The organism is Tardiphaga sp. 285_C5_N1_2, from assembly GCF_052076065.1.
GTDB lineage: Bacteria > Pseudomonadota > Alphaproteobacteria > Rhizobiales > Xanthobacteraceae > Tardiphaga > Tardiphaga robiniae.
The window spans coordinates 1,887,435-1,907,612 of the sequence record NZ_CP197241.1; the positions used below are offsets into that span (position 1 = coordinate 1,887,435).

The 20,178-nt window shown below is 61.0% G+C and carries 17 protein-coding genes; 16 read left to right on the forward strand and 1 reads right to left on the reverse strand.

Translation table 11 applies throughout. The features are described 5' to 3' along the window. Nucleotides 1-126: 126 nt before the first annotated feature. The gene (rpoH, locus tag AB7951_RS08895) at nucleotides 127-1,080 is read left to right on the forward strand and encodes an RNA polymerase sigma factor RpoH (protein ID WP_441255738.1); all 954 of its coding nucleotides are present in this window, start codon (nucleotides 127-129) and stop codon (nucleotides 1,078-1,080) included. Between the two features lie 120 nt (nucleotides 1,081-1,200). Here rpoH and AB7951_RS08900 read toward each other — a convergent pair whose 3' ends face one another. Further along, the gene (locus tag AB7951_RS08900; protein WP_158596876.1) at nucleotides 1,201-1,380 is read right to left on the reverse strand and encodes a hypothetical protein; all 180 of its coding nucleotides are present in this window, start codon (nucleotides 1,378-1,380) and stop codon (nucleotides 1,201-1,203) included. A gap of 27 nt (nucleotides 1,381-1,407) precedes the next feature. On the opposite strand from AB7951_RS08900, the gene AB7951_RS08905 reads away from it, so the two are divergent. The 15 genes from AB7951_RS08905 (at nucleotide 1,408) to AB7951_RS08975 (ending at nucleotide 20,177) form a co-directional block, all read left to right on the forward strand. Further along, the gene (locus tag AB7951_RS08905; RefSeq protein WP_441255739.1) at nucleotides 1,408-2,547 is read left to right on the forward strand and encodes an ATP-binding protein; all 1,140 of its coding nucleotides are present in this window, start codon (nucleotides 1,408-1,410) and stop codon (nucleotides 2,545-2,547) included. 91 nt (nucleotides 2,548-2,638) lie between these two features. Beyond that, a complete protein-coding gene (locus tag AB7951_RS08910; protein WP_147421751.1) occupies nucleotides 2,639-2,983 on the forward strand; it encodes a hypothetical protein in 345 nt (114 codons plus the stop codon). Nucleotides 2,984-3,055: 72 nt separating this feature from the next. Continuing rightward, nucleotides 3,056-6,238 (forward strand): efflux RND transporter permease subunit, encoded by a 3,183-nt coding sequence (locus AB7951_RS08915; RefSeq protein ID WP_120292957.1) that lies wholly within the window; start codon nucleotides 3,056-3,058, stop codon nucleotides 6,236-6,238. Next, entirely contained in the window at nucleotides 6,235-7,488 is a 1,254-nt protein-coding gene (locus AB7951_RS08920; RefSeq protein WP_120292959.1) for an efflux RND transporter periplasmic adaptor subunit, read from the forward strand. Before AB7951_RS08915 ends, AB7951_RS08920 begins: the two co-directional genes overlap by 4 nt. Nucleotides 7,489-7,508: 20 nt before the next feature. Next, on the forward strand, nucleotides 7,509-8,156 hold the full coding sequence (locus tag AB7951_RS08925; RefSeq protein ID WP_147421753.1) for a hypothetical protein: 648 nt from the start codon (nucleotides 7,509-7,511) through the stop codon (nucleotides 8,154-8,156). 422 nt (nucleotides 8,157-8,578) lie between these two features. Further along, nucleotides 8,579-10,162 (forward strand): ABC transporter substrate-binding protein, encoded by a 1,584-nt coding sequence (locus AB7951_RS08930; RefSeq protein WP_120292964.1) that lies wholly within the window; start codon nucleotides 8,579-8,581, stop codon nucleotides 10,160-10,162. Between the two features lie 68 nt (nucleotides 10,163-10,230). Then, nucleotides 10,231-11,211: an ABC transporter permease gene (locus AB7951_RS08935; protein ID WP_120292966.1), complete on the forward strand. Its 981-nt coding sequence runs from the start codon at nucleotides 10,231-10,233 to the stop codon at nucleotides 11,209-11,211. Further along, nucleotides 11,211-12,128, forward strand: a complete 918-nt coding sequence (locus AB7951_RS08940) for an ABC transporter permease (protein WP_120292968.1) — start codon at nucleotides 11,211-11,213, stop codon at nucleotides 12,126-12,128. Before AB7951_RS08935 ends, AB7951_RS08940 begins: the two co-directional genes overlap by 1 nt. Then, nucleotides 12,128-13,966 carry an ABC transporter ATP-binding protein gene (locus AB7951_RS08945; RefSeq protein ID WP_120292970.1) on the forward strand — a complete coding sequence of 613 codons (1,839 nt, stop codon included), beginning with the start codon at nucleotides 12,128-12,130 and terminating at the stop codon, nucleotides 13,964-13,966. Before AB7951_RS08940 ends, AB7951_RS08945 begins: the two co-directional genes overlap by 1 nt. A 64-nt stretch (nucleotides 13,967-14,030) precedes the next feature. Continuing rightward, the gene (locus tag AB7951_RS08950; RefSeq protein ID WP_116661694.1) at nucleotides 14,031-14,792 is read left to right on the forward strand and encodes a DeoR/GlpR family DNA-binding transcription regulator; all 762 of its coding nucleotides are present in this window, start codon (nucleotides 14,031-14,033) and stop codon (nucleotides 14,790-14,792) included. Beyond that, the gene (locus tag AB7951_RS08955) at nucleotides 14,785-16,071 is read left to right on the forward strand and encodes a Zn-dependent hydrolase (RefSeq protein ID WP_120292972.1); all 1,287 of its coding nucleotides are present in this window, start codon (nucleotides 14,785-14,787) and stop codon (nucleotides 16,069-16,071) included. Before AB7951_RS08950 ends, AB7951_RS08955 begins: the two co-directional genes overlap by 8 nt. 1 nt (nucleotide 16,072) lies before the next feature. Then, nucleotides 16,073-17,038: a phosphotransferase gene (locus tag AB7951_RS08960; RefSeq protein WP_120292974.1), complete on the forward strand. Its 966-nt coding sequence runs from the start codon at nucleotides 16,073-16,075 to the stop codon at nucleotides 17,036-17,038. A 14-nt stretch (nucleotides 17,039-17,052) separates the two neighbouring features. Beyond that, complete coding sequence (locus AB7951_RS08965; protein ID WP_120292976.1) at nucleotides 17,053-17,988, forward strand: choline/ethanolamine kinase family protein; 936 nt, start codon at nucleotides 17,053-17,055, stop codon at nucleotides 17,986-17,988. Beyond that, entirely contained in the window at nucleotides 17,988-18,776 is a 789-nt protein-coding gene (gene hisN / locus AB7951_RS08970) for a histidinol-phosphatase (RefSeq protein ID WP_120292978.1), read from the forward strand. The genes AB7951_RS08965 and hisN overlap by 1 nt, the downstream gene beginning before the upstream one ends. 9 nt (nucleotides 18,777-18,785) lie before the next feature. Beyond that, a complete protein-coding gene (locus AB7951_RS08975; RefSeq protein ID WP_120292980.1) occupies nucleotides 18,786-20,177 on the forward strand; it encodes an ethanolamine ammonia-lyase subunit EutB in 1,392 nt (463 codons plus the stop codon). Nucleotide 20,178: the final 1 nt, after the last annotated feature.

Below are 20,178 nucleotides of genomic sequence, written 5' to 3' on the forward strand. Positions count from 1 at the left end.
TCCTTAACCTGTAATTTAATGGTTCCCGTGATCGCCGCCGCTATCTTTTCAGGATCGTCCGCAAAGGCCGTGACATCGGCCCCGGACATCGATCAGCAACAGATCAATCATAGCGGAGGGGCTGACATGAATACCGATGGAATGTCGACGGAGTATTCCACACCGGGGTCTGGCCTGGCGGCTCCGATCGGGCTTCGATCGCCCGCGGCAGCCGGCAGCGCCCTGAATTACCGAACCGACATCCGGCGTTTTGCGATGCTCGAGCGCGAGCAGGAATACGTGCTGGCGATACGCTGGCGCGATCACGGCGACCGTGCTGCAGCCGAGCAACTTGTCACCAGCCACTTACGCCTCGCTGCCAAGATGGCCATGAACTATCGTGGTTACGGCCTGCCGCTGTCGGAGATCACGTCGGAGGCCAATCTCGGCCTGATGCAGGCCCTTGACGGGTTCGACCCGGACAAGGGATTCCGCTTCTCCACCTACGCGGTGTGGTGGATCCGTGCGGCGATCCAGGACTACATCCTGCGCTCATGGTCGCTGGTGAAGATCGGCACCACCGCGAGTCAGAAGAAATTGTTCTTCAAGCTACGTTCGGCCAAGAGCAGGATTTCGGCACTGGGAGGCGGCGACTTGCGGCCCGACCAGGTGACCCTGATAGCCACCGATCTGGGTGTGCCCGAGAAGGACGTCGTCGACATGAACCGTCGGCTCGGCGGTGATGCTTCGCTCAACGCACTAGTGCATGATGACGAGGGCGCCGCCGAGTGGCAGGACTATCTGATCGACCAGGCGCCCACACCAGAGCTGATCACGGTCGAGCAGGACGAAATCGATCATCGGCGTCAGGTTCTGGTGCGCGCGATCGACGTACTCAATGCGCGCGAGCGGCACATCTTCGAGGCGCGTTATCTCGCCGACGAGCCGGATAAGCTCGAAGACCTCGCGCAGCACTATGGGCTGTCGCGCGAGCGGATCCGCCAGATCGAACAGCGGGCGTTCGAGAAGGTGCAGTCGGCGGCGCGCAAGCTTTCGCAGGATCGACGTCACACCCGCGCCCCGGCGCTGGCAACGCATTGAATTGCGTCATTCCGGCGGACGATGACGAATCGCGCAAGCGTGGGAAATCCGTTATGTTGGCGGCCCAAATATCCCTCACGGGCCGCTCACGCGATGAATCTGGCCGAGTTTGCGAGTAGTTCAACCTTCCGCGCCGCTACGGTCGCGGCTGTCGCACTTTCTTTGTTCGTGCTGGTCCTGTTCGGCTTCATCTATTGGAAGACCGACCGCCTGCTGGTGACCCGCTCCGACCATGTCATCGCCTTGCAGCTGCAAACGGTAGCGGCATTGCCGAATGAACGCAGGCTCGACGCGCTTCATCTTCAACTCAGCGAGGATTCGCGCGACGTGCATTTCGTCGGCCTGTTCCGGGCGGATGGAAGCCGGGTCGCCGGCAATCTTGAGCGCCCGCCGGCGATGCTGCGGCTGGACGCCACGGTGCAGACCGTCGAGATCATAAGGCCGCGCCCCGCTGGCCCGGAGCAACTAACCGTTCAGGCCATCGGCCAGCAGTTGCCGGACGGCGAAATATTGGTGATCGGCCGCTATGTCGATGAGGCGATTCAGCTGTCGATGGTTGTCAGCCAGGCTCTGGCTCTCGGTCTGATCCCGGCTCTGCTGCTATGCCTCGCGCTGGGCGCACTGCTCAGTCTGCGTGCCGAACGTCGGATCGCCGGCGTTAATGAGCGCATTCAGCGCATCGTGGCGGGTAGTCTGCATGAACGGCTCCCGGTTGATCGCGGCCGCGATCCGTTCACTCAGCTCGCCGCCATGGTCAACAGCATGTTGGACGAGATCGAAACGTTGATCCACACGATTGCCGGAGTCGGCAATGACATCGCGCACGACCTGCGGACCCCGTTGACCCGGGCACGCCTGGCCCTGGAGCGCGGCCGGAACAACGCCAGGACGCTGCCCGAACTGCGATCTGTGGTCGACAAGGCCATCTTGAGCATGGACCAGTCGCTGGCGATTGCCGCAGCGCTGCTGAGGCTGGCCGAGATCGAGAACAGCCGTCGCTCCACTGGATTCGGCAAGGTCGCACTGGAGGAACTGCTGCACGAGGTCCGCGATCTCTATGCGCCGATCGCCGAAGACAAGGGCATCACGCTGCGCACCGATATCGTTCATGCCCCGATCGTCGAGGGCGATCGTGATCTGCTGATGGAAGCGATCGCCAATCTGGTCGATAACGCCGTCAAGTTCACGCCGCGGGGTGGGCAGGTCCAGATCACGGCCGTGTCCGGCGACGGCGAAAGTATCCTGCGCATCACGGACACCGGCGCGGGGATAAGCGAACACGAGCGCAATGCGGTGCTGCGGCGGTTCTACCGCTCCGATGCGTTTCGCAAGACACCAGGTCTTGGGCTTGGCCTCACTCTTGTTGCCACGATTGCCAAATTGCACGGCTTTCGGTTGACGATCTTTTCGGGGGCGGGGTGCGTGATCGAAATTGGATTCCCTGACGCTTCCGAGACAAAAGTCTAGATCGCGATCACATCGCCGCGAGATCGCTGTCCGTTGCTCGGTGCGCCGTTTCCTAAATCGTTATTTAGTTGGTCCGCCGCATCGCATCATTATGTCTTCCGAAGACCCAACAGTCGCGCGCCGCTGGATTGCTAATCCGGTCGGACGTCAAGGAAGGAATGATCCAATGCGCTCAAATCTCATGCCAGTAGTGTCGGCAGTTTTCGTCGCGTTGATCGCCATCGCAGCAGCTCCGAATGCCGCGATGGCCCGTGAACCCATCGTTGCATCGAAACCCCTGCCGGCTCCGGTGGGGCATGCCCAGCCGACCCCGAATGGCTTTCTGTCAGACGAAGATGCGAACGCGGACGAACAGCAGCGACTTTCGAAGTTCGATGTGCAGCAGCATTTGCTGGACGAGCAGCTCGACAAGTCGCTGAACATCTGCCGGTGCTGATGTTCTGCCTTCACGCGGCGCTTAGGGGCAGTCGCAGAATTATTCCACGTACGGACAATCTTGGAGCGAGCAATGGGCATCGTGCGGTTTGCACTGAGATTTCCGTATACCTATTACGTGGTGGCGGTGTTGATTCTGTTTCTCGGCGGCGTTGCCATCCGCTCGATGCCGACCGACATCTTTCCAGAGATCCGAATTCCCGTCGTAACGGTGATCTGGAGCTATACGGGTCTCTCGACACCTGAGATGGAAGATCGAGTCTCGACCTACAGCCAGTACTCCATCAGCGCGAACGTCAACGGCATCAAGAATATCGAAGCACAAACTCTGAACGGGCTCTCGATTCAGAAGATTTACTTCCAACCCGACGTCAATCTCGACCTCGCAATTTCGCAGATCGTTTCGGCTACAAATGCGATCCGTGCGCTGATGCCGCCTGGCATCCAGCCGCCAATCGTGGTGCAGTTCAATGCCTCCAGCGTTCCGGTGCTGCAGCTCAGCCTCAACTCCGATACGCTCAACGAACAGCAATTGTATGATTTCGGCATCTACAGAGTCCGGCAACAGCTGGCGCCGGTGCATGGCGTGACGCTACCGACCCCGGCTGGCGGCAAGTATCGCCAGATTATGGTTGATCTCGATCCTGACAAGCTGCTGTCGCGCGGACTGACGCCGCTCGATGTCGTCAACGCGGTCAACACTCAGAACCTGACGCTGCCGACCGGAACCGCCAAGATCGGTGACAAGCAGTATACGATGCGTACCAACGCGACGCCCGCCAGCATCGCTGACCTCAACATGATCCCGGTCAAGTTTGTCAACGGCGCGACGATCTTTCTGAAGGACGTTGCCCAGGTTCGCGACGCGTCGGCAGTGCAGCAAAATATCGTGCGCCAGGACGGCCGGCGTTCGGTGCTGTTGAGTATCATCAAGAACGGCAACGCCTCGACGCTGACCGTGGTCAACGCAGTCAAGGACGTGCTTAAACAGGCGCGGGCAGCAGCGCCCGCCGGGTTAAAGATCAACGAATTGTTCGATCAGTCTGTATTCGTCAAGTCATCGGTGACGGGCGTGCTGCACGAAGGCGCGATCGCCGCCGGCCTGACGGCGGTGATGATCCTGCTCTTCCTGGGATCGTGGCGTTCAACACTTGTGGTGATGATCTCGATCCCGCTGGCGATCTTGTCGTCGCTCGTGGTGTTATATTTCCTCGGCGAGACGCTCAACACGATGACGCTCGGCGGCCTCGCGCTCGCGGTCGGCATTCTGGTCGATGATTCCACGGTGACGATCGAGAATACGCATCGGCTACTGACCGAGGAGCACATGACGCTGCCGGACGCGACCCTGCATGGCGCAGCCGGCATCGCGATCCCGACGCTGGTCTCGACGCTGGCTATAAGTTGCGTCTTCACCTCGGTAGTGTTCCTCGATGGCCCCGCGAAATATCTGTTCACGCCGCTTGGCCTGGCGGTCGTATTCGCCATGCTGGCATCCTACGGCCTGTCGCGGACGCTCACCCCGATTACTATCGGGCTGCTGCTGCGGTACGAAAAGCACGGCCCGGACGATGGCCATCCGAAGGGGCTGTTCGCGCGGCTGTCGGGTGCGTTCGAGCGCGGCTTCGAGCGGATGCGTACTGGCTACGTCGCGCTGCTGACCCAGTTGCTCAAGAACCGCGTCGCCGTGCCGGTGGCTGCAGTGCTGATCATCGGTCTCGGCGGCGTCATGCTGGTCTCGGTCGGCCGCGATTTCTTCCCGCTGATCGACGGCGGCGAGATCCAGCTCCACGTCCGTGCCCCTGCCGGCACGCGGATCGACGCCACCGAAAAAATCTTTCAGCAGGTGGAGGACAAGATCCGCCAGATCGTTCCGGAGAGCGAGCGTAGTCTGATCGTCGACAATATCGGCCTGCCTGCTCGACCCTATAATCTTGCCTTTACCGACGGCTCAACCATCGGTGTCAATGACGGCATTATTCAGGTGGAGCTCAAAGAAGGTCACAAGCCTACGGCGGATTATGTCCGCAGGCTGCGTGAAGTGCTGCCGGCCACATTCCCTGAAGAGGTGTTCTACTTCCAGGCCGCCGATATCGTAACGCAGATTCTGAATTTCGGGCTGCCGGCGCAGATCGACGTCCGGACCGTCGGCTACGATCCCGGTGACCTTGCCATCGCGCAGAAGCTGCGGGAACGCATCGCGGCGATCCCCGGCATTGTCGATGCACATCTCCAGCAGGAAACTGACGCGCCGTCATTCTATACCGAGATCGACCGTACCCGCGCGGCGCAGCTGGGACTCAATGCCAGTACGATCGCGACGAATATCAATGTCAGCCTGAGTTCCTCGTCGCAGGTGTCGCCGAATTTCTGGACCGATCCGACATCTGGCATTCCCTATTATCTCGCCGTGCAGACACCCGAATACCGAGTCAATTCGCTCAACGCCTACGGCAATACGCCGGTGTCGAGTACGCTGACCGTTGGCGGCCAGCCGGTGCCGGGAATGCTCAGCAACGTCGCGACCTTCAAGCGCGAGCCGCTGCCCACCAACCTGAACCAGGCCAACGTGCAGCCGGTTTACGACGTCTATGCAAGCGCACAGGGCCGCGACCTCGGCGCGATCTCCGCCGACATCAACAAGGTAACGGCCGATTTGCAGAAGGAGATGAAGCCCGGAAACAGCATTGTTGTACTGGGGCAGATCCAGAGCATGAACGATGCCTTCGTCAATCTCGGCATCGGTTTGCTGTTCGCTGCTGTGTTCGTCTATCTCCTGATGGTGGTGAACTACCAGAACTTCAGCGATCCCTTCGTCGTGATGCTGGCGCTGCCGGCGACGCTGGCCGGCATCGTCAGCATGCTGTTCATCACGGGTACCACCCTGAACGTGCCGTCGATGATGGGCGCGATCATGGCGGTCGGCGTGGCGTCGGCGAATTCGATCCTGTTGGTTACCTTCGCGCGCGAGCAGCAACTCGCAGGCCATTCTGCGTTCGAGGCCGCAATCAGCGCCGGCCACACCCGGATCCGGCCGGTGCTGATGACCGCGGCGGCGATGATCGTCGGCATGATTCCGATGGCGATCGGCAGCGCCGGGGAGGAACAGAATGCAGCGCTCGCCCGCGCGGTGATCGGCGGATTGCTGTTTGCGACGCCGACTACGCTTTTGATCGTGCCGTACTTGTTTTCGCTGTTGCGCAAACGCGTCGACGGCCAGCCGCAACACGGCGTCTTTGAGGAGGCTAGTTCATGACCGGGATTCAGAGGTTGCATGAGGCGCGGACGCAGGAGGGGCCGTCCGTGGTGAATCGGCAGGCGGAGCCGCCGCCGGTGCGGCCTCGCTCCAAGGCCCGGCTGATGCTGGTTCTGGCGGTCCTGCTGTTACTCGGCGGTGGTCTCAGCTTCGGCTTCTGGCGGCATGAGCAGGCGCAGCAGGCCGTTGCGGACGCAGCAAAGGAACTCCGCGATCTGGTCCCGGACGTTAAGGTCGCGGTTATCAGCGACAGCACCGGCAGCAACGACATCTCACTGCCGGCCACTACCACGGCGTTCGAAGCGGCGAATATCTTTGCCCGAACCAGCGGCTATGTTGAAAAACGCTATGTAGACATTGGCGATCGGGTCAAGGCTGGCGACCTTTTGGCCGAGATCACCGCGCCGGAACTCGATCACCAGATCACTCAGGCTCAGGCCACGCTGAAACAGAACCAGGCTGCGTTGCAGCAGACCCAGGCCAGCCGCGATCTGGCGGACGCCACCAACGGCCGTGACAGCAGGCTCGTGAAACAGGGCTGGCTGACGCTGCAGCAGGGCGACAACGACCGGCTGACGCTGGCAGCCCAGCAGGCGGCGGTCGGAGTCGCGCAGTCCAACATCGCCGCGCAGGAGGCGCAAATTCGAATACTCACGCAGGAGAAGGCTTATCAGCGCGTGATCGCGCCGTTTGACGGCGTCATCACCCAGCGCAATATCGATAACGGCAGCCTGGTTCAGTCCGGATCCACGTTTATGTATACGCTGATGCACAGCAATGTCGTCCGCGTTCAGCTATTCGTGCCGCAGGACGCGGCGTTCGGTGTGACTCCCGGCGTGAAAGCGAGCGTCCACGTCCCGGAAATTCCCAATCAGGTGTTTGACGGCACGGTCACGCGGATCGCTTCTGCGTTGCAGCCCGGCAGCCGGACGTTGTTGACCGAAGTTGACATCCCCAATCCGGATGGGGCGCTCAGCCCGGGCATCTATTGCACCGTGGATCTGCACGTTCCGCGCAAGACGCCCGCCTTTATCGTGCCGGCAGATGCTGTGATCTTCAACGCCGAGGGCACGCAAGTGGCCGTTGCGCAGAATGGCATCGTCCATATGCACAAGATCACCATTGCGCGCGATTTCGGCACCTCCGTCGAAGTGCGCAATGGCATCAAGGCGGGCGACCAGGTGGTGCTGAATCCGATGGTGAATCTGGCCGAAGGTCAGAAGGTGAGGGCCCACAAGCAGGCTGTGTGAGCAGGAAAGGAAACGTAGCCATGGTGCGACTGTTAGGCGTTTTGATGCTATCGCTGTTGGGCTGCGATGCGGTTCTGGCGCAGGTCTCGACCATGGGCACGACGTCGATGGGGCTTCCGACCACTCCTGGTACGATGGTTTCCTCGCCGCTCAACGGCCCGAGTCCGTTCTCCGCGGCGACGCTTCCGGGGGCGGCAGATACCAGCCTGGCTGCGGTGCCGCTGGCGTCGGATCCGACAACGCCGGGCACCGTTATCAATTGCGCGCCAACCACAGCGCCAAGTGCGGCGACACCCGCCGCCGCACTGGGAACGATCTCGACGACGAATCTCGGTAGCGCGACCGGTACGGCCACCCCGACCACGCCGGTTGGTAGCCCGCTGGACTCCAGCAGCTGTATCCTGAACGGGAATACCAGCCCAAGCGACCCCTCATCGTTGCCGCTCACGACTCCGCTGATTTCCAGCGTCCTGCCCGGCACGCTTGAGGCGCCGACTGCCATCCTCGGCGACACCAGTATCGCCCCGTCGGCGACGATGCCTACACCGAACGCGACGGCCTGCAACGAGACCGTCTCGATGAAGCTTGCCGCCCCCGGCATGATGGCGGCTGCCAATGACACGGGTGCCACAGCGACGCCAGGGGTAACCATGCTTTCGGGCTGCTGACTTAAGGTGCAGAGCTGTGCCTATGACTGCTTCTGGCGCAAAGCGGACGTCGTATATCGCCGGAGCATGGCTAAGCGCTGATTGCCCAAGAAATTGTTGCACCATGCCGAGCAAATTTAACAACGCTTATGTCACTGAAATTGCCTTTTAAGTCATTGGGGGAGTTCCGTGGTGGATGTCGCTGTTGGAACATGGTGCTAATAGCTGCATCGTGTCGGCGATGAGATCGTCATAGCCGATGCCTAAGAGATAGCCGTTCGCTCTTCGAAAATCAGGCAAACGATGTCGCAGTCATCTATGGCTTCGAACAACGGTCAAAAAACACACAAAATATCATCTGGTTTTCGCTATTTTTGAAGATGGCACAGCTCCTGCATGACCGTTTTGACCGATTGTCCGGTTTGCGGAAACAGGAGATGGCTATGCCTACACAATTTGACCGTCGCTACTTTCTGAAGGGAGCTGCCGGCGCTGCAGTCGCCGCTGGCTATGCGCAGATCGATCCGGACTTCTTCATCTCAAAGGCTCATGCCCAAGCCGGCAAGACCATGAGCTTTCTGTCGGCCGAAAACATCACGGGCAATTGGGATCCGACCGCGCACACGACGCTGTCGCAGAAGAACATCGAAGGCTTCGTGATGGGCTTTCTCACCCGCACGCCAATGAAGCTCGATAATCCCGGCGAGGTGATCTACGAACTGGCGACCGACATCAAGCTGCTCGATCCCAATCGCCTGCAGATCAAGCTGCGCCAGGGCGTGACCTTCCATGACGGCAAGCCGTTCAAGGCGGAAGACGTTAAGGCCACATTCGAATATGGATCGCGCGCGGATCGCCCGGCGCAGTGGTATCCCGGCCCGACAGAAACGCTGAAGATCGAGACGCCGGACGACTACACAGTGATCGTCGATACGTCGAAGGGCGGCTATCCCGCACATCTCTTCATGTTCCTGGCGGCGTTCCTGCCGATCATGTCGGCGAAGGACATCGCGGCCGGTCCCGGTGGCGTGTTGCCGCAGCGGCTTAACGGCACCGGGCCGTTCCGCTTCGTCGAGCAGCGCGGCAATGACACCGTGATGAAGGCCTATGACGGCTATTTCAAAGGCAAGCCTGCCATCGCCGGCATCAACTTCACATTCACCGGCGATTCCACCACGCGGATGCTCGCGCTGATGAACGGTCAGGCCTCGATCGTCGAGCGACTGGAGCCCGAGCAGGTCGATACAGTCAAGGGCAACGCCAATATCCGCATCAATCGCGTGGTGTCGGTCGAGAACAAATATCTGTGGTTCCGCTGCTCGAAGCCGCCGTTCAACGATCCGCGCATCCGCCTCGCCGCCTGTCACGCCATCAATCGCGACCTCATTCTCGAAGTGCTGGGATCGGCCGGCCACGCATCGTCGAACTTCGTGTCGCCCGTGAAATTCGGTTACGTCGATCTCGAAAACTATCCGAAATTTGATCCGAAGAAATCCCAGGCGTTGCTTGCCGAGGCAGGCTTCCCGAACGGCAAGGGATTGCCGCCGCTCGAATATATCACATCGGTCGGCTTCTACCCGAAGACCAAGGAATATGGCGAGGTCATCACCGCGATGCTCAACGAGCAGGGCTTCAATGTCAGCCTGACGGTGCTCGAGCCGGCCGCCTGGAACGAGCGGCTCTATCATCGTCCGGGCGGCGGTCCCGGCCATATGGTCGATTGCGGCTGGTCGACGGGCTCGCCGGAGCCCGATCTGGTCCTGCGCACCCACTTCCATTCGTCGTCGCACCGCATCTGCGGCATCGAGGATCCTGCCATCGATGCAAGCCTCGACAAGGAACGCAGCGCGGCGACGCTCGAAGAGCGCAAGAAGATCCTGCAAACCGAAACGATGCCCTTGCTCGCTTCAAAAATGCCAGCGCTCCCGCTGTTCACGTCGGTCATGATCCACGCGATGCAGAAGGATTTCGAAGGCATGTATATCTATCCGGATGGATCCATGGACGCATCCAAGCCCGTTGCATGACCAGGAGTGACCGCTGCGCACCGCAATGATGCGGTGCGCAGCCATGCCTGGCTTTCTTGGAGCTTTGAATGTTCGTTCTGAATTTTCTTATGCGGCGCCTTGCTCAGGGAGTCGTCATTATCTTTCTCGTTTCGCTGCTGATCTTCACATTGCTGAGGGTCGTACCGGGCGATCCCGTACGGCTGATGGCGGGAGGCATGGCGCCCGAAGCGCTGATCGAGAAGATCGCAACCGACATGGGCTTGCGCGATCCGATCCTGGTGCAGTTCGGCCGCTACATGTATGGCGTCGTCCGCGGCGATCTCGGCCAGTCCTTCGTGCGGCCCGCCAACGGAGCCTCGACCGGCGGGGCGAACTTCAACGACACGACGCGCGGTGAGCGGGCTTCTGTTCTCGGCCTCATCATAGAAGTTCTGCCCATGACGCTGCAGCTCGCTGCGGTGACTCTGGTGATCGCGCTGGTGTTTTCAGGGATCGTGGGGATCGCCGGCGGCCTCGCGATCGGGCGATGGCCGGACAAGCTCGCATTCTACGTGTCGTCCGTCTTCATCTCACTGCCGAATTTCTGGCTGGGCATCGTTCTGGCGCTGCTGTTCTCCGTCAAGCTCGGTTGGCTGCCGGCGATCGGCTATCGCGGCTTCGCCTATACGATCCTGCCGGCCATCGTGCTTGCGGTGGAGTTGTCGCCGGTGCTGATCCGAACGCTGGTGAGTTCGGTGTCGGCGCAAATGACCGAACCCTATGTGGCGGTAGGTCATGTGCGCGGCCTTAGCCGCAGCCGCATCATCGCCAACCATGCGCTGCGCAACGCATCGGTGCCGCTGCTCAACCTGCTGGGAATCCAGTTCTCCAGCCTGCTCGGCGGAGTCATCATCGTCGAATACATCTTCGACTATCCCGGTCTCGGCCTGCTGACGATCAACGCCGTGCTGCAACGTGATTTCCCGCTGATCCAGGGCATCGCGATCGTGACCAGCGCCATCTTCGTGCTCATCAATATCGTCGTCGATCTCGCTGCCACCGCCATGGATCCGAGGCTGGAATACTGATGTCCATCGTCACCGCCACCGCAGCGCCCATTGCGCCCGTTACATCGCAACGCTCCATTGCTCGCCGAATTTTCAGCCGGGCAGCGTCGATGCCCGGCTTTCGCGCGGGCCTGGGAATATTTCTCATCCTCGCGCTCGCCGCGGCATTCTACCCCGAGCTAAGCGGCATCGACCCCACCAAGATAAATATCAAGGCACGGCTGCTGCCGCCGCTCTTCATCGGCAACAACTGGAGCTGGGCCTATCCGCTCGGAACGGACCAGATCGGCCGCGACATGCTGGTTCGTTCGCTGGTGGGCTTGCGCTATTCGTTCCTGATCGGCGTCGCGTCGGTCATCGTGACGCTGATCATAGGCTGTGCGCTCGGCACTATCGCGGGATATTTCGGCAACCGGACCGACGCCATCATCATGCGGCTGACCGATGCCCAGCTTTCCATTCCCATGATCATCCTCGCCATCGCGGTTCTGGGCGTGTCGCGGCCCACCATCCCGGCGATCATTCTGGTGCTCGGCGTCTCCAACTGGCCGGTCTATGCACGCATCATGCGCAGCATCGTCATGACCGAGCGACAACGCGAATATGTCCGGGCCGCCAAGATCGGCGGATCGACGGATCTCCGCATCATCCTGACACTGCTGCTGCCGCTGCTCTTGCCGCCGGTGCTGTTCACGTCGGTTCTCGACGTGGCCCGCATGATGATCTTCGAATCGACGCTTGGCTTTCTCGGCCTCGGCGTCCAGCCGCCGACGCCGACATTCGGCAACATCATCGCTGACGGCCGCAAATATCTGCTCAATGCCTGGTGGATCGCCACCATGCCGGGCCTTTTTCTCGGCCTGACGCTCACCAGCATCAATCTGATGGGCGCCTCCCTCGAACGCGCACGCAGCACCATTCATGGAGGTTCGGAGTGATGACGGAGCCGCTTCTCGAACTTAGGAACGTGACGGTCACCGCCGGCCGCAGCTCCTCGAAAATCATCCTCAACTACGTATCACTGAGCCTCGCGCCACGTGAAATCGTCGGTGTGGTCGGCGCCAGCGGGTCCGGCAAGACCGTGCTCTCGAAGACCGTCGTCAACTGGCTGGAGCAGCCGCTGGCGAAGCAATCCGGCGAGGTGCTGTTCGAAGGACGTGACCTCTACGCCATGCGCGGATCCGACATGCGGCTACTGCGCCAGCGGATTTCTTACGTAGGTGCGAATCCGCAGGGCGCGCTGGATCCGACGCTGTCGGTGGGTGCACAGATCGTGGAGAAGATGCGTGCCGTCGTCCCCAACGTCTCACGCCGGGAGGCGCAGGATCGGGTCGTCGAACTGCTCGACGCCGTCCGCATCCCCTCGGCGCGAAGCCGCTTTCATGACTATCCGTCGCATTTTTCGGGCGGCATGATGCAACGTGCGCTGATCGTGGACGCGCTGGTGACAAACCCGGCTTTGCTAGTCGCGGACAACGTCACGCAGCCGCTCGACGTCACCGTGGCTGCGCAGGTTATCCGGCTGATGAAGGAACTGACGACTAGTTTCGACACCGCCGTCCTGTTCGTGTCTTCGTCGTTGCCGGTCGCACGCGAAGCATGTTCGCGGATCCTGGTGATGGATGAGGGCCGGATCGTCGAGGAGCAGTCGACTGAGGATCTGATCGCAAAGCCGATCTATTCATATACGCGCGATCTCGTCAGCCAGACCCCGAAAATCTGGATCGACGCGCCCGTGCCCGCGCCGCGCGATGATCGCCGGGATGTCGTGCTAAGCCTGCGTGATGCGTCGCAGAGCTACAAAGTACGCAAGAAGACGGGTTTCGGCGGGGTCGATCTCGTGCGCGCCGTTCGCAACGTCACCTTCGACATCCGGCGCGGCGACAGCTTTGCCATCGTGGGCGAGTCCGGTTGCGGCAAATCCACGCTGATGCGGCTGCTGTGCCGGCTCGAACTGCCGAGTTCCGGCCAGATTTTGTGCAGCGAGGCCGATATCGCAAATCTGAAAGGCAAGCAACTGCTGGCATTCCGCGGGAAACTGCAGATGGTCCTGCAGGATCCGTTCGGATCGCTGCCACCTCGCACCTCGGTCGGCAAGATACTGGAGGATCCGCTGCGAACGCACGGATGGCGTGACAAGGCAAAGATTCGCGCGCGCGTGCTGAAGGTGATGGGAGAGGTCGGGCTTCCGGTCGATCTCTATGAGGAGCTTCCGTTGGGACTGAGCGCGGGGCAGCGGCAGCGCATCAATGTTGCACGCGCGCTGGTTCTGGAGCCCGAGATCCTGATCATGGACGAAACCTTGTCGTCCCTCGACCAGGCCGAGCAGTTCAAGCTTCTTGATCTGTTCCAGAATCTGCAGAAGGAATACGACCTCACTTACATCTATATCTCGCACGATCTCGCGATGGTGCGGAAGGCGTGCAACCGTGTGGCGGTGATGTATCTCGGCGAGGTGTTCGAACTCGCCGACAACGAGCGGCTGTTTTTCGATCCGGGGCATCCCTATACGAAGGCGCTTCTCAGCGCGATGCCGACGCTCGAACAGCGGCGCTACCGGCCTGAGGACTGCCTAATGGAAGGCGAGCCGCCGAGCCCGCTCAATATTCCCGAAGGGTGCAGTTTCAGGTCGCGCTGTCCGCAAGCGATGGACAAATGCAGCCAGTCGCAGCCAAGCCTGACGGTGCGGGAGCGGCAGGATTTCGCCGCCTGCCATCTCGTGGTGCCGCCGGCCGCAACCGCTCGCTTCAGCGAGACGGTCCCGGTCAATTCCTGAGGATGATCGTGCATAAGAACAGGCGCCAAGAGCCTGCAAAAGCTATCGAAGTCGAGGAACGTCCATGAGTTTCACGGAGCATCGCCTGGAATTGATCCGCGAAATGCTGCGTCACAAGCAACGTGTTCACGTCAAGGATCTCGTCGATCAACTCAGGGTCAGCCACGAGTCGATCAGGCGGGATCTCAGGGAGCTCGAGACGCAGGGTTTTGCCCGCCGGGTTTACGGCGGCGCTGTCATCGATCGGCAGGAAAGCGATCAGCCGTTTGCGGAACGTCTGCGGGTAGGCGCCAAGGAGAAGGCACGCATCGGCGAAGCCACCGCAGCGCTGATTGAGCACGGCATGAAGGTCTTCATTGACGAGGGAACGACGGCTCTCGCCTGCCTGCGCTATATCGAGGGACGCAAGGATCTTACCATCGTCAGCAATTCACTGGCTGTCGCAGCCCACTTCTACCGGGAGCCGACGCCCAGCGTGCGCGTGCTCGGCGGCCGACTGCGGACCGAATACCAGGCGACGTTCGGACCGGAGACGGTGGCCGCGATGAAGGACCATTTCTTCGATCTCGCCATCATCGCCATCAGCGCGGTGCATGCCGAGCGCGGCTTCATGGACTACGGCGAGGACGAGGCGATCATCCGCCGGATTGCGCGCACACAGGCCAAGCGCGCCGTCATCGTCGCCGACAGTTCGAAATTCGGGCGCATCGGTTCGATCCACACATTCGGCCTTTCGGATGTGCATGCGGTGATCACCGGGGCACCGCTGACCAAGGACTTCGCCAGCCAGTTTCTGAAATCCAAAGTGGACATCATCTATGCCTGACACCCTCTCTGACCACGCACCGATCGACGAAGCCCGCCTGCAGGCGATGATGGACGAACTGTCGGTCTTCGGCGGTGGACCGGACGGCGCCATGACGCGGCTGACATTGTCGAAAGAGGATGGCGCGGCGCGGGACTGGCTCGCGGGCTGGTTTTCCGCTCAGGGCTTCACACAGGCGGTCGATGCGATCGGCAACCAGTTCGGCAGCCTGATATTGGCAGGCGCAAATGCGCCGGTGGTCATGGTCGGGTCGCATATCGACAGCCAGCCCAATGGCGGTCGATTTGATGGCGCGCTCGGCGTGGTGTCAGCCTGCGAGGCCGTTCTCGCCGTGTCACAGCGCCTCAAGGCCGAGGGTAAGTCGTCGCTCTGCAATTTTCGAGTGGTGAACTGGACCAACGAAGAGGGCGCGCGATTCCAGCCGAGCTTGCTCGGTAGCAGCGTGTTAGCTGGCGCAGTTGAACTTGATTGGGCGCTCGACCGCGTCGACGGCGACGGCATCTCGGTGCGGCAGTCGCTCTTAGAAATCGGATATGCAGGCACGAGCAAAATTGCCGTGCCAAGCGCTTTGATCGAGCTTCACATCGAGGGCGACAAGGCACTGTTTCAGTCCGAAGAGAAGTTTGGTGTCTTCACCCGGTTCTGGGGCGCTACCAAATATCGCCTCGCATTCCTCGGTCGACAGGCCCATACGGGCGCAACGCCAATGGCGGAACGCAAGGACGCGTTGCTTGCAGCCGCCTATCTTATCGCCGATCTCAAGCAGATCTCGCGCGAACACGGCCTCGACCTGCACACATCCGTCGGGAGGCTCGAAGTATTTCCCAATTCACCGAACACTGTGCCGTCGGAGGCCGTTCTGTTCATCGAGCTGCGCTCTGGTTCGCCAGAGCTTCTCGCCGAAGCCGAAACCAAGATGCTGGACCGGATCGAGGTGGCGGCGGCGAATGCCAGCGTCACCTACGAGGTTCGCTCGATCGACCGCCGCAAGGCCGGCCGCTTCGATGCGGGGCTGATCGCGCTGGCCGAGCGGATGGCCGCAACATACGGAGAGACCGTGCGTTCGTTGGATACGATCGGCGGACACGACGCCGTTGCGTTGTCGGCGGTCTGTCCGTCGATCGTGATGGCCGTGCGCTCGCGCGATGGCGTCATTCATCACCCCACCGAATTCACCAGTGCCGCAGATCAGGCTTTCGGTACGCAGGTCCTGGCGGACATGCTCTACGAAATCGCCTGCAAGGGTCTGCAAAGCTTCGGCAACACGGACGGGGCATGACATGAAGGCGCTCGGGAATCCGGTTTCTCTGCTCGAACAACGCGTGGAACGTGCAATCGTGAGCCTGCCGGTGCTCGATGCATCGCGGGTGACTTATGTCGCCTGCACGTCGCCGGTAGCGTCGCCGTCCTATCAGGCTGTCGAGTCGCAGTCGTTTGATGTCGCGATCGGCGGCGCAGAACCAAGCTACTTCCTGCGCCTGGCAAATGACGAAGTGGCTGAGCTGGTCGATGACGATGTCGCGTTCGCCGCTGCCGGCAGGCTCAATGATCTCGCGTTTTCGCCGGAACCAGTCGGACGTGCAGCCGAGCAACGCGCCGTGCTTTTTGCTCGACTCGGAAACGGCTGGCGTGCGGCCAAGATCGACGACTTGATGCAGCCGCCGATGGTTGTCAGGCTGATCGAGATGCAGAAGACAATCGCGGCGGCCGCCCCGTTCGGGCGGTCGTGGTCAGTGTTCGACGGCATCGATGGGCTGATGACGCTCGTCGTACAGACCGGCGAAGCGCTGCCTGCCGACGCGGAGTGGATGCTGGACTGGATGACAGCGATGCGCGAGGCGATCTCCGCAGCAGGCGTTGCTCAAAAGCCCGCGCACGGCGACCCGCATTCCTCTAACGTGATGTTGGGACCGGGCGGATCAGTTATGCTGGTAGACTTCGACATGGCGGCAGATATCGATCCCTACTATCAGCTTGGCGTTCAGATGAACGAGCTCTATCAGTTCGAGAGCCAGATGAAGCCGCTGCTGGAGATGCATGACGGGCATTTCAGCGAAAAGTCCTTCAGCCGATGCCGGATCTACGCTGCTGCCGATGATCTGTATTGGGCGCTGCGCAGCCTGCTGCAGCATGCGCGATCGCCGCTGCGCAGCGTCGAATTCCTGAAATATGCGGGGTGGCGATTCTTGCGCTGCCGGATGCTGCTGGGGAATCCCGGTTTCGAGCAACGCTTGCGATCTCTCTAGGCGGGACAAGTACCATGATGGACATAGGCGCCGGCACGTCGGATGCCGAACGGTCGCTCGAAGCGGCTATCATTCAGGTCGCGCCCTGGAAGGGCCGCCGCCTGTCCTATGCGCCGGTCTCCGGCGGCATCAGCAACACCAATTTCCGCGTCAGGGTCGAGGACGATCCGGTCGGCTATTTCGTCAAGATTCCCGGCCGCGGCACGGAGATGTTCATCGATCGCAACGCCGCGCGGGCAGCGAGCAGGCAGGCGGAGGCGATCGATATCGGACCGCGCACCTTCGATTATCTCGATCATCTGGATATCGAAGTGTCGGAATTCCTCGCTGACCGCCGCGCATCGACCCATCGCGATGCCGTGGATCAGGGGTTTCGCACCAACGTGGTGCAGATCTATCGCCGCTTCCATCAGGCTCCGTCGCTCCCATTGACGAAGACTGTGTTCGACATGATCGACGAACACTATGACCAGGTCGGGGATATTGGCGGCTACTGGCCTGAGGATCACGCCTGGCTGTATCGTCAGTATCAACAAGCGCGTGCAGCACTGGAAGCATCGGGGCTGGATCTCGTGCCGTGTTTCAACGATCCCATGCCAGGCAACTTCCTGGTGGGCGATGACGGCTCGGTCAAGCTAATCGACTTCGAATACGCCTCCAACAACGAACGGCTCTACGATCTTGCGATCTGGAGCAGCGAGCACTTCTTTCCGGAGGATGTCGAACAGGAGATCATCGAAGCCTATTTCGGCCGTTTCGACCGGCGGCTGCACGCACGCTTCGTCGTTCACAAGGCGCTCGCCGACATCAAATGGAGCACTTGGGCGATGGTGCAGAATCGCGTCTCGACGCTGGATTTCGATTTCTACAAGTATGGGATCTGGAAACACATGCGCGCCCGCTCCATCATCCACGATCCACGATGGCCGTCGTTTCTGAAGGCACTTTGATGTTCGAGGACGCCCTGGTGGCAGATGATGCCGACGCCTATCTCGCTTTTGCCACCGAACTCGCGGATTCGGTGCGACCGCTTCTGCTGTCGCATTTCCGCAGTCCGCTGGATGTCATCTCCAAACCTGACGACAGTCCGGTGACGGTCGCCGATCGCGCGGCCGAGCTGCATCTGAGAGAAAGGATCCAGCAGCGCTTTCCGGATCACGGGATCATCGGCGAGGAAACCGGCGGCACGCCGCGCGGCGCCTTTAACTGGATCATCGACCCGATCGACGGGACCAAGAGTTTCATCACCGGTTTCCCGCTTTTCGGGACGTTGATAGCGCTCTCTCATGAAGAGAAGCCGTTCTGCGGAGTGATCGACATTCCCTTTACGGGGGAGAGATGGAACGCCAGGCCGGGACTGACCAACTGCAACGGCGAAGCGGCGCGGACCAGCTCTTGCGAGCGGATCGCTGAGGCACGCTTCTACACCACGTCACCGGATATGTTCCACGACGGGGAAGCCGAGACCTATGAGCGACTATCGCGGAGCACGAGGCTGCGTCGCTTTGGTGGCGACTGCTATATCTATGGATTGCTTGCCTCCGGGCATTGCGACATCGTTCTGGAAACGGGGCTTCACCCCTATGATTACATGGCACTGGTTCCGGTCGTGCACGGTGCGGGTGGTTGCATGACTGATTGGGAGGGGCGTCCACTGTCGCTCCGCTCGGACGGGCGCGTGCTGGCGAGCGCGACACCCGCGCTGCATGCGGAAGCGCTGGCCTTCATCCGGCGGTAACGAGTGAAAATGCCTTACAAAACCACTATCGAAGGCACCGTCTTCCGCTTCGACGATCTGAAGGAGCTGATGGCCAAGGCGACGCCCGAGCGATCGGGCGATCAGCTCGCCGGCATTGCCGCGGACGGGCCGGTGGAGCGGCTGGCGGCGCAGATGGCGCTGGCCGATCTGCCTCTCAAAACATTCCTAACCGAAGAGCTGATCCCGTCGGACACCGACGAGGTGTCGCGGCTCATTCAGGATCGGCACGATCCGGCAGCTTTCGCCGCCGTCTCGTCGCTCACCGTCGGCGAGCTCCGGGAATGGCTGCTTGCCCCTGAGACTGCTCAGTGCGAACTGGAGGACCTGACGCCCGGCCTGACGCCGGAAATGGTCGCGGCGGTGTCCAAGATCATGCGCCTGCAGGACCTGATTTCGGTCGCGTCGAAGCGCGAGGTCGTCACTAAATTCCGTTCGACCATCGGGCTGAAAGGACGGCTATCCACGCGCAACCAACCCAATCATCCTGTCGACGACTCCTATGGCATCGCGGTATCGGCGCTCGACGGGCTGCTGATGGGTTCCGGCGATGCCGTGATCGGGGTCAACCCGGCCACCGATACTGTGGAGGACTATGTCCGCATCGTCGCGTTGCTCGACGAATTGCGGACGCGCCTAGCGATCCCGACACAGACCTGTTGCCTTGGTCACGTGACGACAGCAATGAAGGCGATGGCCGCGAAGGCGCCGGTGGATATCGTGTTCCAATCGGTCGCCGGTTCGCAAAAGGCGAATGACGGCTTCGGCGTCAGTCTGTCGCTGTTGCGCGAGGCCTATGAGGCGGTTCGTGCCCTCAAGCGTGGTCCGGCGGATGCTCATCTGATGTATTTCGAGACGGGGCAGGGCGCGGCGCTGTCGGCCGACGCGCATTTCGGTGTCGATCAGCAGACGATGGAGGTACGTGCCTATGCGGTCGCGCGCGAGTTCGATCCGCTGCTCGTCAACACGGTTGTCGGCTTCATCGGCCCGGAATATCTCTTCAATGGCAAGCAGATCATCCGCGCCGGGCTCGAGGATCATTTCTGCGGCAAGCTGCTGGGCCTGCCGATGGGCGTCGACGTCTGCTACACCAATCATGCGGATGCGGACCAGGAAGATATGGATGTGCTGCTCACACTGCTCTGCGCCGCCAATGTCAATTTCGTCATTACGGTGCCTGGTGCCGACGACGTGATGCTGAACTATCAATCGCTCGCGCATCACGACGCCGTTTATTGCCGGGAAACCTTGAATCGTCCGCCGGCGCCGGAGTTCGAGCGTTGGCTCGTTGAGGTCGGCTTGACCGATGAGGCGGGTCACCTGCTTGACGCGCCAACCCGGTTGACCGACTACATGGCGAATTCCAGATTACTCGGGATCTGAC

Coding starts and splice junctions, on each gene's coding strand:
- AB7951_RS08900 (WP_158596876.1), bottom strand. CDS start 1,380: ATGAAGCGCGTCGAGCCTGCGTTCATTCGGCAATGCCGCTACCGTTTG.
- AB7951_RS08950 (WP_116661694.1), top strand. CDS start 14,031: ATGAGTTTCACGGAGCATCGCCTGGAATTGATCCGCGAAATGCTGCGT.
- rpoH (WP_441255738.1), top strand. CDS start 127: ATGAATACCGATGGAATGTCGACGGAGTATTCCACACCGGGGTCTGGC.
- AB7951_RS08960 (WP_120292974.1), top strand. CDS start 16,073: ATGAAGGCGCTCGGGAATCCGGTTTCTCTGCTCGAACAACGCGTGGAA.
- AB7951_RS08910 (WP_147421751.1), top strand. CDS start 2,639: ATGTCTTCCGAAGACCCAACAGTCGCGCGCCGCTGGATTGCTAATCCG.
- AB7951_RS08925 (WP_147421753.1), top strand. CDS start 7,509: ATGGTGCGACTGTTAGGCGTTTTGATGCTATCGCTGTTGGGCTGCGAT.
- AB7951_RS08915 (WP_120292957.1), top strand. CDS start 3,056: ATGGGCATCGTGCGGTTTGCACTGAGATTTCCGTATACCTATTACGTG.
- AB7951_RS08935 (WP_120292966.1), top strand. CDS start 10,231: ATGTTCGTTCTGAATTTTCTTATGCGGCGCCTTGCTCAGGGAGTCGTC.
- AB7951_RS08920 (WP_120292959.1), top strand. CDS start 6,235: ATGACCGGGATTCAGAGGTTGCATGAGGCGCGGACGCAGGAGGGGCCG.
- AB7951_RS08940 (WP_120292968.1), top strand. CDS start 11,211: ATGTCCATCGTCACCGCCACCGCAGCGCCCATTGCGCCCGTTACATCG.
- AB7951_RS08975 (WP_120292980.1), top strand. CDS start 18,786: ATGCCTTACAAAACCACTATCGAAGGCACCGTCTTCCGCTTCGACGAT.
- hisN (WP_120292978.1), top strand. CDS start 17,988: ATGTTCGAGGACGCCCTGGTGGCAGATGATGCCGACGCCTATCTCGCT.
- AB7951_RS08930 (WP_120292964.1), top strand. CDS start 8,579: ATGCCTACACAATTTGACCGTCGCTACTTTCTGAAGGGAGCTGCCGGC.
- AB7951_RS08945 (WP_120292970.1), top strand. CDS start 12,128: ATGACGGAGCCGCTTCTCGAACTTAGGAACGTGACGGTCACCGCCGGC.
- AB7951_RS08965 (WP_120292976.1), top strand. CDS start 17,053: ATGATGGACATAGGCGCCGGCACGTCGGATGCCGAACGGTCGCTCGAA.
- AB7951_RS08955 (WP_120292972.1), top strand. CDS start 14,785: ATGCCTGACACCCTCTCTGACCACGCACCGATCGACGAAGCCCGCCTG.